This window comes from Chryseobacterium sp. GW821-FHT04C04, assembly GCF_059420365.1.
The window spans coordinates 763592-777531 of sequence record NZ_JBWKTO010000002.1 but is presented as its reverse complement, the minus strand read 5'-3'; the positions used below and the strand labels follow the sequence as shown (position 1 = coordinate 777531).

13 protein-coding genes are annotated in these 13940 nt (G+C 35.3%); 2 read left to right on the top strand and 11 right to left on the bottom strand.

Annotated elements, in window-relative coordinates:
• Window positions 1–52: 52 nt before the first annotated feature.
• On the bottom strand, window positions 53–763 hold the full coding sequence (locus tag AC07UM_RS09680) for a cell division ATP-binding protein FtsE (protein ID WP_494682251.1): 711 nt from the start codon (window positions 761–763) through the stop codon (window positions 53–55).
• Window positions 764–916: 153 nt separating this feature from the next.
• Window positions 917–1075: a 50S ribosomal protein L34 gene (rpmH, locus tag AC07UM_RS09675; protein WP_040997588.1), complete on the bottom strand. Its 159-nt coding sequence runs from the start codon at window positions 1073–1075 to the stop codon at window positions 917–919.
• Window positions 1076–1309: 234 nt separating this feature from the next.
• Here rpmH and AC07UM_RS09670 point away from each other — a divergent pair, with 234 nt between their 5' ends.
• Complete coding sequence (locus tag AC07UM_RS09670; RefSeq protein WP_494682250.1) at window positions 1310–2314, top strand: DHH family phosphoesterase; 1005 nt, start codon at window positions 1310–1312, stop codon at window positions 2312–2314.
• A 37-nt stretch (window positions 2315–2351) separates the two neighbouring features.
• On the opposite strand, the gene AC07UM_RS09665 is transcribed toward AC07UM_RS09670, so the two are convergent.
• The 8 genes from AC07UM_RS09665 to tilS all read right to left on the bottom strand — a co-directional run bounded on the left by AC07UM_RS09665 (window position 2352) and on the right by tilS (window position 12007).
• Complete coding sequence (locus AC07UM_RS09665) at window positions 2352–3146, bottom strand: patatin-like phospholipase family protein (protein WP_494682249.1); 795 nt, start codon at window positions 3144–3146, stop codon at window positions 2352–2354.
• Window positions 3147–3217: 71 nt separating this feature from the next.
• Complete coding sequence (locus AC07UM_RS09660) at window positions 3218–4000, bottom strand: alpha/beta fold hydrolase (RefSeq protein WP_494682294.1); 783 nt, start codon at window positions 3998–4000, stop codon at window positions 3218–3220.
• A gap of 114 nt (window positions 4001–4114) precedes the next feature.
• Window positions 4115–4639, bottom strand: a complete 525-nt coding sequence (locus AC07UM_RS09655; protein ID WP_494682248.1) for a biopolymer transporter ExbD — start codon at window positions 4637–4639, stop codon at window positions 4115–4117.
• A 341-nt stretch (window positions 4640–4980) separates the two neighbouring features.
• On the bottom strand, window positions 4981–6525 hold the full coding sequence (locus tag AC07UM_RS09650; protein ID WP_494682247.1) for a T9SS type A sorting domain-containing protein: 1545 nt from the start codon (window positions 6523–6525) through the stop codon (window positions 4981–4983).
• A 135-nt stretch (window positions 6526–6660) separates the two neighbouring features.
• Window positions 6661–8730, bottom strand: coding sequence for a protein-disulfide reductase DsbD family protein (locus AC07UM_RS09645; RefSeq protein ID WP_494682293.1), 2070 nt, complete (start codon window positions 8728–8730; stop codon window positions 6661–6663).
• A 357-nt stretch (window positions 8731–9087) separates the two neighbouring features.
• Window positions 9088–10044, bottom strand: a complete 957-nt coding sequence (locus AC07UM_RS09640) for a redoxin domain-containing protein (protein ID WP_494682246.1) — start codon at window positions 10042–10044, stop codon at window positions 9088–9090.
• A 71-nt stretch (window positions 10045–10115) separates the two neighbouring features.
• Window positions 10116–10682, bottom strand: coding sequence for an RNA polymerase sigma factor (locus tag AC07UM_RS09635; RefSeq protein ID WP_494682245.1), 567 nt, complete (start codon window positions 10680–10682; stop codon window positions 10116–10118).
• Complete coding sequence (tilS, locus tag AC07UM_RS09630; protein ID WP_494682244.1) at window positions 10655–12007, bottom strand: tRNA lysidine(34) synthetase TilS; 1353 nt, start codon at window positions 12005–12007, stop codon at window positions 10655–10657. The genes AC07UM_RS09635 and tilS overlap by 28 nt, the downstream gene beginning before the upstream one ends.
• 87 nt (window positions 12008–12094) lie before the next feature.
• Between tilS and AC07UM_RS09625 the strand changes: the two genes are divergently transcribed.
• A complete protein-coding gene (locus AC07UM_RS09625) occupies window positions 12095–12928 on the top strand; it encodes an OmpA family protein (RefSeq protein WP_494682243.1) in 834 nt (277 codons plus the stop codon).
• Between the two features lie 49 nt (window positions 12929–12977).
• Here AC07UM_RS09625 and AC07UM_RS09620 read toward each other — a convergent pair whose 3' ends face one another.
• Window positions 12978–13940, bottom strand: a complete 963-nt coding sequence (locus tag AC07UM_RS09620) for an HTTM domain-containing protein (protein WP_494682242.1) — start codon at window positions 13938–13940, stop codon at window positions 12978–12980.

The following is a 13940-nucleotide window of genomic DNA, read 5'->3' as shown; positions in this document are numbered from 1 at the left end:
GACATTAGATTTTAGAAGTTAGTAATTTCTGACTTTTCATTCATTTAAATTCTTATTCAAACAATTCAGCCGTATCCAATACTGATACTTTTCCATCTTCACATCTGATTGCTTCACCAGGGAAGTTCTGAATCATATGGTAATCGTGCGTTGCCATTACTACCGCAGCTCCGTTTTCAAGGGCGACCTGCTTTAGTAAGGTCATGATTTCATTGGATGTTTCCGGATCAAGGTTTCCTGTCGGCTCATCTGCTAAGATAAGATCAGGGTGGTTAAGAAGCGCTCTTGCGATCGCAATACGCTGCTGTTCTCCTCCGGAAAGTTCGTGCGGCATTTTGTGCTTTTTGCTTTTCATGTTCACACTTCCCAAAACCTCATTGATACGGTCTTCCATTTTTACTTTATCATTCCATCCTGTTGCTTCAAGAACGAATTTTAAATTCTTTTCAACGGTTCTGTCAGAAAGCAATTGGAAATCCTGGAATACGATTCCTAATTTTCTTCTTAGATTGGGAATGTCAGAGGGCTTTAATTTTGCAAGATCAAATCCTACCACAGATCCGTGTCCTGATGCCAATGGAATGTGTCCGTAAAGCGTTTTTAGAAGGGAGCTTTTTCCAGAACCTGTTTTTCCGATAAGATAGCAGAATCTACCTTTTTTAATGTTAAGATTTACATCGGAAAGTACAGTAAAGTTTTTTTGTGCAATCTTGGCTTGCTGTAAACTTATAATGTTTTCTCCGGAGATATTTGTATGTGGCATAATGTAATTTTAAAGGCTGTTTCTAACAAAAAAATTTCAATCTTTAAAAATAGAAAAAAGAAGTCTATCTGACTCTAATTTTAGTAAATTTTAACAACAAAAAATGCCTGAAAAGGAACTTCTCAAGCATGATTTGTATATGATAATGTAGAATTATCTCTTAGCGCGTGAAGCACTTACAGTTAAACTCTTTCTGCCTTTAGCTCTTCTCGCAGCCAAAACTCTTCTTCCATTTGGCGTAGACATTCTTTCTCTGAAACCGTGTTTGTTTCTTTTCTTTCTTTCTGATGGCTGGAATGTTCTTTTACTCATTACTATATGTTTAAATCGTAATTAATCTATTAATTTTCAGGTTGCAAAGATATATAAAATTTTATAAGATACAAACTTTAATAATCTTTTTTTAAATTAAATTGAATGTTTTTTGATCAGGTATTTATAAACCCCCGATGGGAAAACCATTTTCGGGTGCAAAAATAATATTTAAATGATTTATATAAAAGCTCTATCTTTGAAAACTTTAATTTTAACGAAAATAAACACCGGATGTTTACACCAGCAGAACTTTTAGATATCAATACATTACTTACACAAGAGAGCAAAATAGTTATCCTTACCCACTATAACCCGGATGGAGATGCTATTGGTTCTAGTTTAGGATTGAAGCATTATCTGAAAGCTAAGGGAATCCATGCTGAGGTTATTGTCCCTAATGATTTTCCAAAATTTCTGAAGTGGATGCCGGAATCTAAAAAAGTGATTATTGCTGAGTACAAAAGAAAGCTGGCGTCTGATATGATTGCAGGAGCAGATGTTATTTTCTGTCTGGATTTCAATTCTCCATCAAGAATTGGTTTACTTGGAGATTGGCTGGTTAGAGCTCAGGGGAAGAAAATTCTTATTGATCACCACCAACAGCCGGAAAAATTTGACTTTGTTTACTCAGATACGGTAATCCCGGCAACTTCACAGATGATCTATCATTTCATTGAAGCGATGAATGATGAAAAACTGGTGAACCAGGATATGGCAGAATGCCTTTATACCGGGATTATGACAGATACAGGTGGTTTCCGTTTTCGTTCTACGAGTGCTACCACGCACAGAATTATTGCTAATCTTATTGAGCATGGTGCAGATCCTGCCATGATCACATCCAATACATGGGACACCAATACGGTTTCCCGTTTACATTTACTGGCTTTGGTTCTGGGAAGAATAGAAGTAGTGAATGATGGTACTGTAGCGGTTTTAAGCCTTACTAGAAATGAACTTAAAGAATTAGGTTTTCAGAAAGGAGATACGGAAGGTTTTGTAAACTATGGTTTGAGCATTGCCGGAGTAAAAATGTCTGCATTCTTTATGGAAGATCTATATGAGGATTTTGTTAAAATATCGTTCAGAAGTAAAGATGATGTTGATGTGAATCAGTTTTCAAGAAAATATTTCAATGGTGGCGGGCATATCAATGCTGCCGGTGGAAAATCTTTAGAATCTTTGGCTGGAACGATAGAAACCTTTAAGAGTAAAGTAAAGGAGGAAAACTTCTAGAAGGACGAAAATGTAAAAAGACGAAGGGGGTAAAGCCTTAGATCCTTCGGTATCCTTTTTCTTCAAGCTCCTGACAGGTGTATTCATAAACCTGTTGAAACATCTCATCCATGTATCTTTTGTTGAAAAGACTGTACTTCGTCATTTTAGGAGGGTCTAAAAATATATTGCAGTATTTCACTTTGGAATAGACCGATTTTGCAATGGCTAAGTGAAGGATTCTGTCGAATTCTTTCATCAGACTCATCTTTTTCAATTCGTCATAACTGATTGAGTTGACGTGAGAGGCAATCAGGAAGTCGCATTTATCAATAATAGGCTCAATGGGAAGATTGTCCAGAACGCCGCCGTCTACATAAATTTTCTCCCCTATCCTTACCGGAGGAAGAATGAATGGAACACTGGATGAAGCCAGTAACGGAGCGAAAAGCTCCCCCTCAGAAAAGAAATCTACAATACCATGGGTCATTTCGGTAGCGGTAACATACACAGGAATTCCTAAAATACTGAAATTGTCCTCTGGAAAATAATCTTTGAAAAGTTTTAAAATAAAATTGGAACTGAAAATTCCGTTCTTTGATAATTTTAAAGCTGATCTGGAAAAAAAAGAAGTCTGCCTTACAATTTCCATCATCTCATCCGGCGTTTTTCCAAAAGAATAAAAAGCCCCAATAATAGAACCTGCACTGGTTCCGGAGATAATATGTGGCTTCAGATTATATTCTTCTAAAGCCTTCAACACGGCAATATGAGCAATACCACGCATGCCTCCGCCTGAAAGTGTAAGCCCGATAACCGGTGGTTTCTTTTTTTTGAATGTGAATAAAGCCATTGCGAAAATTATCCTTACTAATATACAGGATTTTTTGTAAACAAGACTTTAATTCATTAGAAAACCGGGGATTAGAAAACCAGTTTTTTAGGAAGATTGTGAAGAAGTTCAGTGTTAATGATTTCGGAGCAGATACCAGGTTTTTCCCAATGTCCGTTATGCCCGCAATCCAGAATATATGATTTGATATTTGTTCTGTCCGGCAGATGCTTGATCATCATATCGGTTTTTACAGCGTTGTCATGTTTTCCTGCCAATACCAAGATTTTAGCTTCCAGATTTTCTAGGACATGCTTTTTATCGGTTCTTTCTACCATTCCTTTTACGCAGGCTAGTGCACCTAGGTTATTGGTGGAAAGTGCAGTTTCAAGAGCGGTTTCAATTTTTCCTTCCAGAATATCTCTTTCGTTAGGATTGAATAAATTGGGAACTCCGGCTCTTGCATAATGGGCAAATGCATCCTTTATAATTCTATAACTTTTAATACGCTGCTGTTTTTTCTCCTCATCATCCGGAAAATAGGTAGAGAAAAATAGCGTTAAGCTTTTTAAAGAGTCAGGATATTTTTCTGCAAAAGCTAACGAAGTGTAACCTCCCATAGAATGTCCCAAAAGATGTATTTTTTCTAAATTTTGCTGATCTAAAACTTTTTTTACTTCATCAGCCATCAGTTCCATAGTGTGAACTTCTGCAAGAATTTCAGACTGTCCGTGGCCGGGAAGATCAATTTTCAGCAGTGAAAAATCTTTAGAAAGATGAGGCTCCATATCATTCCATATGGATAGATTCTCCATAAACCCGTGAAGAAGTACCAATGTTTCTTTTCCGTTTCCTTTTCTTTCAAAGTTCAGCATGATTCCAAAATTATAGAAGGTTAAAAATAATGCAGCCATTGTATGCTATGCTGCCGCTCTCTTTTCCTTTCAAATGTAAACAAAAAAGAGCATTTTTAAAATGCTCTTCTTGTTTTATTGAGTTAATTCCTTGTAAACCTTTGTTTCCCAAGGTTTGATGTCAGTTACGCCATATCTTTCCTTTTTAGAAATAGCGAGATTGTCCAGCATGTCAACAAAATTCTTGTAATTGGCTTCGTCCGTTGGCTTTACAATTACAGTGAATTTTTTCTGATCAGGAGCTTTTTGATAAGCTTCCGCGATGATTTTTGAAATCTTTATTCCACTGAAATCAGTTTCCTTAAGGTTTCCTGTATTCAGATCATTCTGGTTGCTCTGATGATAAAATACGCGGTTGTCTTTTCCTAGGATAAATGTAACCTGATTTTTATCTCCGATTACAGGAATGTCTGTAGGATGAGGATTAGGATCTTTTGCGGGTAGTCCTAAATCCATTACGTTGGGTTTTGTAAAATTAGTGGTGAACATAAAGAATGTGATGAGTAAGAACCCCAGATCTACCATAGGAGTCATGTCTACTCTGATCATTTTTTTCTTTTGCTTGCTGCCCTCTTTTTCTTGTGCAATTACTTCTGCCATGATTAAAAGTTTAAAATGTTAAACGGTATTTATTGAAGGATTCTTACAAAATACATGCCTTGTTTGTGGAATAGTCAATAGATTCATGAATCTATTGATGGTTTTTGTGATAAATTTTAATTTTCCGTTTCTTTTAATCTGTTTTTCTAAAAGTGGATCATCATGATATTGCTGGCTTATTAATTATTGAATTTTCAGGATGATTTTTGTCTAAAGATCTACACAAAAAAACTCATACTTTATCGTATGAGTTTTTAAATGATAAAAAAAATTATTTTGTTAAGCTTAAATAATGTATTCAGGTTGTTGGTTCTGAATAACCTAAATTATTTACTAATAAATTATTTGCTGACTGTTATTTTCTTTGACAGAATGATTGTTTCTTTGCTTTTTATCTGTACAATGTAGATTCCTTCAGAGAATGCAGAGGTGTTGATTTTTATTTTTTCTTCATTATATTTTTGAGAGAAAAGTTTTCTTCCTGACATGTCAATAATATCAATAACAGTTCCTTTTGGAAGATGATCAACGTAAAAGAAATCCTTTGCAGGGTTGGGATAAACACTAGGTTTGTTAATAAGGTGATTTTCTGCAGTGCTTAATTGATCGGAGCTTAATTTTACAATCCAGGAATCCCCACTTCCGTAGGCTCCCGTAACTTCTCCGTCTGTAGAAAAAATTTGACCTGCGAGTATATACCCTCCATCAGCTGTCTGTTGAATGGAGTATGCTTCATCAAAAGCAGTTCCTCCCAGTGGTTTTTGCCATTGCATGATTCCTGAAGAATCTAATTTTATGATCCAGTAATCAGAACTTCCATGATTTCCTATAATATTTCCGTTTGCAGAACCTGTTCCTCCGGCGACAATATATCCCCCGTCAGAAGTTTGTTGGGTAGAATAAGCGTAATCGTTACTGCTGCCGCCAAAATATTTTTGCCATAACGTATTTCCGTTAGAATCTAATTTTGCTACACAATAATTAGATTCTCCAAAATTTGCCGGAATTTCAGAGTTGGTAGAATTAGATCCTCCGGCAACAATGTATCCCCCGTCGGATGTTTGCCGGATAGATTCTGCAGCGTCAGCAAGATTACCTGCCAATGATTTCTCCCATTGTATAATTCCCGAAGAATTTAATTTCACGATCCAAAAGTCTTCGTTTCCATGATTTCCTGTAATGTCTCCATTAGTAGAAGCGGATCCTCCTGCAACAATATATCCTCCGTCAGAATTTTGCTGGACAGAATTGGCCCTGTCATAAAAAGTTCCTCCCAATGATTTCTGCCATTGTATACTTCCTGAGGAATCTAATTTTACGATCCAGTAATCGAAATTTCCATGATTTCCAGTAATATCTCCGTCGGCAGAGTTAGATTCCCCGGCAACAATATACCCTCCGTCAGAAGTTTGCTGAACGGAATTAGCCCAGTCTTCATTAGTTCCCCCCAATGATTTCTGCCATTGCATACTTCCAGAGGCGTCCAATTTTACGATCCAGTAATCGGAATTTCCATGATTTCCAGTAATATCTCCGTCAGCAGAATAAGAATCCCCGGCAACAATATACCCTCCGTCAGAAGTTTGCTGAACAGAATTTGCCCGGTCTTCATTAGTTCCACCCAATGATTTCTGCCATTGTATATTTCCTGAGGCGTCCAATTTTACGATCCAGTAATCAGAACTTCCATGATTTCCTGTAACATTCCCATCAGTAGAATAAGACTCCCCTGCAATGATATATCCTCCATCAGAAGTTTGCTGAACGGAATTAGCCTTATCACTACTATCTCCTCCCAATGCTTTCTGCCATTCTATAGAGGGAGCTGTTTGGGCTGTAAATAATGAGCAAATAAAAAATAAAAAAGTAGATATTGAAGATCTCATATGTATTTGAATTGGTGATAGTTATTCAAATGTAATTAATTTTAGACTACTTTTGGTGTTGTATTGTTTATTTAATTCATTAAAATAAAAAACTCACACGGTAAAGTGTGAGTTTTTATAGGGTATGTAAATAATTTATTTATTCTTTTTATAGAAATTAACACCACATTCCAGGAATTTCTTGAAATCCTCTTTTGGCATATATCCTGAAACCGGAGTGTTGATTACTTTACCGTCCGGAGTGATTAAAACATAGTGTGGTTGAGAGTTATTATTGAAGTTAACCTGTTGGAATAAACTCCATCGGTCACCAATTGTTTTTACCTTTTTGATCTGTCCTTCACCAAGGTCAATTTTGGTTTTTTGATCCTCAGGAAGGTCTTCTTTGTCATCCACGTATAGAGATGCTAATACGACATCGTTTTGGAGGACTGGTAAAATGTCTGGTTCGCTCCATACAAATTCCTCCATTTTTCTACAGTTTTCACATCCATATCCTGTGAAGTCAATCAAGATAGGTTTGTCTTCTTTTTTGGCCAATTCTATTGCTTTGAAGAAGTCGTGCTCTGGATGCATTCCTAAAATTCCGTCTTTTTCATCATGGAAATAACTTACATTCAATGGAGGTAAAATTCCACTTAATAGCTGAAGTTTCGGACGGTCCGATGGAATCAATCCCTGAATCAGGTAGATCACAAAACCAATTCCCAATACTCCTAATATCTTTCTTGTGATAGAGATTTTAGGCTTTTTATCATCATGCGGGAATTTGATAAATCCTAATAAATATAATGCTAATCCTAATGCAACAATGATCCAGATGGCGATGAAAAGTTCTCTTTTTAAGAAGAATGTTTTAGATACAAGATCTGCTTTAGATAAGAATTTCAATGCTAAAGCCAGTTCTACGAAACCTAAAACTACTTTTACCGTATTCATCCATCCTCCGGATTTCGGAAGACTTTGTAATGCTTGCGGGAATAAAGCTAACAGTCCGAAAACAATAGCCCATGCTAATCCAAATCCTGCCAATGCAAATGTCAATAACATCGGTACATTGGTAGAACCTGTTACCGCACTTCCTAATAAACTTCCCAAAATAGGTCCTGTACAAGAGAATGAAACGATAACCAATGTCAATGCCATAAAGAAAATCCCAATAATTCCTCCTGCTTCTTCCGCTTTAGAAGACTTGTTGGCGATAGAACTTGGCAAAGTAATATCATAATACCCGAAGAAACTTCCGGCAAAGAAGATGAATATGATGAAGAATGCAATATTCAGCCATACGCTTGTGGAAATTTCGTTGAAGATATTTCCTGCAATTCCGTCGATAATGTGGAACGGAATACTTAATAAAACGAAAATAAGAAGGATGAAAAACCCATAAATAAGAGCATCTCTTTTTCCTTTTGCTTTGTTCTTATTCCCTTTTGTGAAAAATGAAACGGTCAATGGAATCATCGGGAAAACACAAGGAGTAAGCAATGCGATGAGGCCGCCGATAAATCCTAAGAATAAATACGTCCAGTAATTTTCATCCACTTTGGTTGAAGCTGTCCCACAATCCGTCAATGGATTTTTGAAATCGATAGTTTCAATTTTCAGTTGTTTAGGATCCAGTTTTGATGCCTCTGTGATGGTAGCTGCTGTTTTTGAAGGATTTTCGGTAACTGTTTCAGTCACTTTTAATGAATCTTTTACAGGAACTGCCGTTTCCTCAGTGGTAGCTTCTTCCGTTGCTCCTTTTGGAGTCACTTTTTGGTTGAATTCTAATGTATTGGGAGCCAGACAAACTCTGTCATCACAAGTCTGATAAGTAATCTCAGAAGTGACATCCGCAGGTTTTGTAGGGTCTTTTAATTTAAATTTCTGCTTGAACCCAGCTGAGTTGGAGTAGAAGACAATCGTTCCACCGAATGCTTCAGAAAACTCCTCATGTTTTTTACCTACTTCGGAAAATTTCCCGATCAGTTCAATATTCTTTCCTGTAACTTTATACTCAGTGGGAATTCCGGTATCTTCCGGTAGATCTTTTGAGTAAATGTGCCATCCGCTTTCCATCGTGGCATTCAATACCGCTTCGTACTGATTGTTTCCCAGATCGTTGATGGTGAATTTAAACTTTACAGGATTCTTTATCTGTGCATTAATCCCCGTTGCTAAAAATAGTAGAATTAATAAAAACCAATTTCTAAATTTCATTTTTCGTTTCATTAAAAATTTTGAGATTCCATTTTGTTTTCTCATCCTTTGCGTATCATCTGTTTCGTCTGAAAGATCGTATTCTGAGTACAGAATCATCATCAGACAGTATCTGAATTTTTTGCCTCGCTAAAATAGATATTTTTTCGTCCTTAAAAAACTTAGAAGCTTTCTTTTTTAGAAGCTTTTCAAGCGAAATATTTCCTATGCTACTTTAGCTGGAGTAAAAATATCAATCCCTTTAAGAATCAAAGCTGTTATTGATTTTATCAATACTAAAGAATTATATTCTATTTCAGCATTGCTATTCAACCTCCCGAACCTAAATTATAAATAACAAGTTCGAATCAAACTATGTTATAAATGCTTTAAAATATCTTCTGTAGAGGCTCTGTTTTTGTAATCTGGATCAAAATGTCTCCATATAATTTCTTTACCCTCATTAAGAATAAATGTTGCAGAGACAGGCAGTCTTCCTGAGCTATCCGATCTGCTTTTAGCGAAGTCATCTTTCAATCTGGAGTTATAGAAATTCAGAGTTTCACTATTGGGAGTATAGAGAACATCGAAGGCTTCTGCAATTTTATACCCTTCATCATATAGAACCGTATAATCGGTTTTTGTTTTGCTGATTGTCTTTTCTATAAATTCTGGTTTTTCAGGAGATATGATGATCAACCTTGCATTTTTGGATTTTAGTTCGGGTGCCAGATTTTGTAACGTTTCAATATATTTATTACAGTAAGGGCACCATTGACCTCTGATAAAAACAATAATAAGTTTTTCTTTTTCTTGCGATGAAGAAAATGTATTTCCTATATGGTCTTTTGCCGTAAAATTTTCGATCTTATCTCCAACCATTTTCCCTTTTACCTGTTCTAGGGTTTTATCGATTTGAACCATTTTTTTTCTTAAAACAGATGCTCCAACATCTAAAAACTGTGTAGGATTATAATATCCAAAATCATATTGAACCAGCTTGCCTTTTGGATCCAGGAATAAGAAAGAAGGATAGTTGACCACTTTAAATTCTTTGGCTAGGCTGACCCCCTCTTTTTCTGCATCTATAGCAAGGTTTACAAAGTTTTTATTGAACATTTCCCCAATTTGAGGATCGGTGAATGTTTTCTTTGCCATCAGCTTACATGGACCACACCAGGTAGTGTACAAGTCAATGAAAATAAGTTTATTCTCTTTTGCCGCGATTTTTTTCGCCGCTTCTAAATCAATTTTTTGAAAATTGATACCCGTGCTTTGCGCATTAAATGAAATTCCTATCAATATAAGGAAGCTCAATAGAATTTTTTTGAACATAATAATGTTGTTTTTTATTATGTTCTCTTAAAAAAGAAAAAATCACCCATTGATTTAATTATTTATTTTAACTAGCTGATAGTCAGTGTGTTTTTTTTGTCTTTTATTTTTCTGATCTGCTCTACGCATTTATATTTTTGGTTCTGAGCATTATGCTTGCTTGAATATTGATATTTATCCTGGATTTCCTCAATGCTTTTATTTTCAATAAAAATATCGTGGATTAAATTTTGACAGTGTGAAGAAATAGATTTAACATAACCAAAAAGTTTTTCCCAATAATATTTTTCATTTTCAATAGCAGAAGTAATTTCCTGTTGATTTTCTATGAAATAACTTTCCGGAGATATGATGTAAAAGTTTCTGTTTTTTAATTTTTTCAGCCACAGATTTTTAGAAATGCCAATGAGATAATTTCCCAGGCAGGTCTGAACGTTGAAATCATCTGCATTCAGTTTTTCATAAAGGATGAGCAGTGAATCCTGAAATACGTCTTCTGCATCTTCTGTATTTCCTTTATTCTTGAGAATAAATTTTTTGGTATAGCCAAAATACTGTTGATATAAAATACCAAAAGCGATATTGCTGTCTTTCTTAAAATCATCAACAGCTAACGAATTAGTTGTTCTTCTGTCCATTTTATGATTATCTTTTTTTGAGTATTTCCATCTGCCTGATACCTGCGGTCCTGTCTGAGAGGGATAACTCCCAAAATATGATTTCTGGAATCACACAATAACCAGACCTTCCTCCTGATCAAAATTGATAATTTTTCGTCTCTAAAAAACTTGGAAACTTTCTTTTTCCCCGAAAAACCTACAGGATAAAACTCGTCACCCTCTTTTTGTTTTCTTAAACGCAATGGGAAGTGAAGTTTTTCAGCATCAAAGTCCCATTCAATCTCCTTATTGATTCCATCAATGTTGTTAATATAATCTACGAGATTGATGCTGATTTGGTTTTCAGAAAAATCAAAATGATCAATCAGTACTATTTCCTCTTGGGTGCCTTGTTCATCGCCTCTATTCATAAATATCAGTTCATTACGATTGATAATCAACTGGTATTCTTTTGAAAAAAAGGAACTATTGTTTTCGGCTCTAAAAATTTTAAGGATTTCTTCCTCCTGGTTGAAACCGTATTTTTTTAAAATTTCAAATTTTACGAAATCACTTTCCTGATCAAGTCTTTCTTTTGATACTATTTTATAGTCTTTGTTAAATATTGTAATGCGATTTTCTATCTCCTGAATTTGTTTCTGTACAAAATCTTTGGTTTGATTCAGGTACAAAGAACTTTTTCTGAAGTTTTCTAAGAAATGATCGTTAGTTTCCATCAGTGCCGGAACAATCTCATTTCTAATCTTATTGCGTAGATAATCATTTTTTTTATTGGAAAGATCTTCCCGGAATTCAATAGTATTCTGCTCAGCAAATTCATAAATTTCGTTTTTGGAAAAATTTAAAAAAGGTCTGAGAATATTATTGTCATTCGATGGGATTCCACTCAATCCATTGATGCCGGCAGCCTTGGAAAGGTTGATGATAAATGTTTCCAGCTGGTCATTCAGATGATGGGCTGTCACCAGAAATTCCAGTTTTTCCTTTTCTTGGATTTCTTTAAAAAAGGTGTATCTAAGTTCTCTTGCCCAAAGCTGAATAGAATTTTCCGGCTTCTGATCTTTTTCCGAAACTTCATACAAATGAAATTTTATATGATTTTTCTCACAAAAATCCTGTACTGTTTTCTGATCCAGATCCGAATCATTACTACGGAGTTTATAATTGATATGAGCAACCTGAAACCGGTATTTTGAACCTTGAATTTCGGATCCTAAATCCCTGAATAAAGAGGCAAGAACCATAGAATCTGCTCCACCGCTTACGGCCAGAAGATACGTGTGATTTTCAGGCTCGTGAACGAGATTTTTTAATTGGCTGATAAAGCTTGATTTTTCCAACATAGATGTTGAGAATTTCTTTTATGCAAAGATAACCGATATAATTCAATTGAATTTTCCTAACTTTGAGTAGTCTAAAAATGATTATTTATGAAGATTTTAAAAGTTTTGGCAGTTTCTGCAATGGCGCTGGGAATGACTTCTTGTGTCAGCAAGAAACAATATGATGCTTTGAGCATTAACTATAAACAGTGTATTGAGAATATTGGAGAAAGACAAAGAGAAATTCAGGATTTGAAATCTCAAAACTCTGCCTTGACAGGGGAAAACAATTTGTTGAAAAGTCAGCATGATGCTTTGAAATCATCACTTGACGCATGTCTTTCTAATACCGGAAAAAGTTCTGCTAACATTGATAAACTTGTAGGTGAAATCAATGCTTCCAACTCTTATATCAAACAGTTGATATCAAGCAATGCTAAAAACGACAGCTTGAACCTTGCATTATCTAACAAACTGAAGAGATCTTTAGATAATATGTCTGATCAGGATGTACAGGTGAAAGTATTGAAAGGGGTAGTAATGATCTCTCTTTCAGATAAAATGCTGTACAAAACGGGAGATTACAACATTTTGCCTGCTGCTCAGGAAGTGCTGGGTAAAGTAGCTAAAGTAATCAATGATTATGATAAATATTCAGTATTGATCGAAGGTAATACAGATAATGCTCCGCTGAATTCTCCAAATCTTCCGAGAGACAACTGGGATCTTTCTGCTTTAAGAGGTACTTCTGTTGCTAAAATTCTTCAGACTCAGTTTGGAGTAGATCCTGCGAGAATTACTGCTGGCGGTCGTTCAGAATACAATCCGAAAGCGACCAATATGAGTGTTTCAGGAAGATCTGAAAACAGAAGAACAGAAATCATCATCATGCCTAAGCTTGATGAGTTTATGAAACTGATGGATATCACTCCTAAGAAATAATCACTCAACCATACATCATAATAAATCCCGAAGCTATTCGGGATTTTTTTTATGAACCTAATTGTTTCGGAATATAATGGACAGATATTTTTTTCTTTGAAGAGCGGGCTGCCTTTTTAATGGGTTGTTCAAAATAAAAATTGGTGATATTCCATACAATCATAATCGCTGAAAAATAATATAAGTTGAGAACCAATGCAATTCCTATATGCATAGAAACCGTTAGGAAAAGCCATGTCTTCTGAGTGGGTTTGTACCATATGAAAAACGGATAGCACATCTCAATCACAATAGTACTCCATCCGATGAAACTTAAAATATAAGAATGTTCTATAAGCCAGCTAAAATCAATATTCAGATCCCTGTTGGAGTAAGGCAGATGGATGGCTTTCCAGATAGATTCGCCGTTCCACCAGTTGAAACCTAAAGCTTTGTCCAGTCCTGAAAAGAAATAAGCAATAGAAATATGAATCTGAAATAACCTTTTTACCGGAGTAATATTGATATTTCCAGTTTTTTTGCTGAAAATAAAGTTTCTGAGTGAAAAATGGGAGTCGGAAGGAAAAAGGATCAGATAAAATAAGGACATACTCGTGAAAAAGTCTGCACCATATGCAAAGAAGGAACTTCCCTTGAGTAATGCAATCTGCAGTATCAGTAATAGCAGAGCCGAAATTCCGGAATAAAATCCGGTGATAACAAAAATACACAACATAATAAATGATACTTTGGTCATCATAATTGTTGTGCTTTCTTCAATACCGAAAGTCTGCAAAAAGTTGACAAATTTTGAAAATGTAATGAGCCAATCCGGAGTGAAAACACTCATGATATCTTGTGGAATGACACTGCTGCTAGAAAATAATTTTTCAAAATCAGGTATCACTGCAATGAATTGTAAGAGAATAATAAGTCCTATTGCAATTCTGAAGAAACTTAAAAATTCTGTTTGATTATCCTGTTTGAAAAAGAAATTTTCAACTTTTGTGTAAAATGCATTCAGTTTTTTCAT

Excerpts from the sequence above, each read along its gene's own strand:
- AC07UM_RS09625 (WP_494682243.1), top strand. The coding sequence starts at position 12,095 with ATGAAGATTTTAAAAGTTTTGGCAGTTTCTGCAATGGCGCTGGGAATG.
- AC07UM_RS09645 (WP_494682293.1), bottom strand. The coding sequence starts at position 8,730 with ATGAAATTTAGAAATTGGTTTTTATTAATTCTACTATTTTTAGCAACG.
- AC07UM_RS09640 (WP_494682246.1), bottom strand. The coding sequence starts at position 10,044 with ATGTTCAAAAAAATTCTATTGAGCTTCCTTATATTGATAGGAATTTCA.
- tilS (WP_494682244.1), bottom strand. The coding sequence starts at position 12,007 with ATGTTGGAAAAATCAAGCTTTATCAGCCAATTAAAAAATCTCGTTCAC.
- AC07UM_RS09665 (WP_494682249.1), bottom strand. The coding sequence starts at position 3,146 with ATGGCTTTATTCACATTCAAAAAAAAGAAACCACCGGTTATCGGGCTT.
- rpmH (WP_040997588.1), bottom strand. The coding sequence starts at position 1,075 with ATGAGTAAAAGAACATTCCAGCCATCAGAAAGAAAGAAAAGAAACAAA.
- AC07UM_RS09680 (WP_494682251.1), bottom strand. The coding sequence starts at position 763 with ATGCCACATACAAATATCTCCGGAGAAAACATTATAAGTTTACAGCAA.
- AC07UM_RS09670 (WP_494682250.1), top strand. The coding sequence starts at position 1,310 with ATGTTTACACCAGCAGAACTTTTAGATATCAATACATTACTTACACAA.
- AC07UM_RS09620 (WP_494682242.1), bottom strand. The coding sequence starts at position 13,940 with ATGAAAAAACTGAATGCATTTTACACAAAAGTTGAAAATTTCTTTTTC.
- AC07UM_RS09650 (WP_494682247.1), bottom strand. The coding sequence starts at position 6,525 with ATGAGATCTTCAATATCTACTTTTTTATTTTTTATTTGCTCATTATTT.
- AC07UM_RS09660 (WP_494682294.1), bottom strand. The coding sequence starts at position 4,000 with ATGCTGAACTTTGAAAGAAAAGGAAACGGAAAAGAAACATTGGTACTT.
- AC07UM_RS09635 (WP_494682245.1), bottom strand. The coding sequence starts at position 10,682 with ATGGACAGAAGAACAACTAATTCGTTAGCTGTTGATGATTTTAAGAAA.
- AC07UM_RS09655 (WP_494682248.1), bottom strand. The coding sequence starts at position 4,639 with ATGGCAGAAGTAATTGCACAAGAAAAAGAGGGCAGCAAGCAAAAGAAA.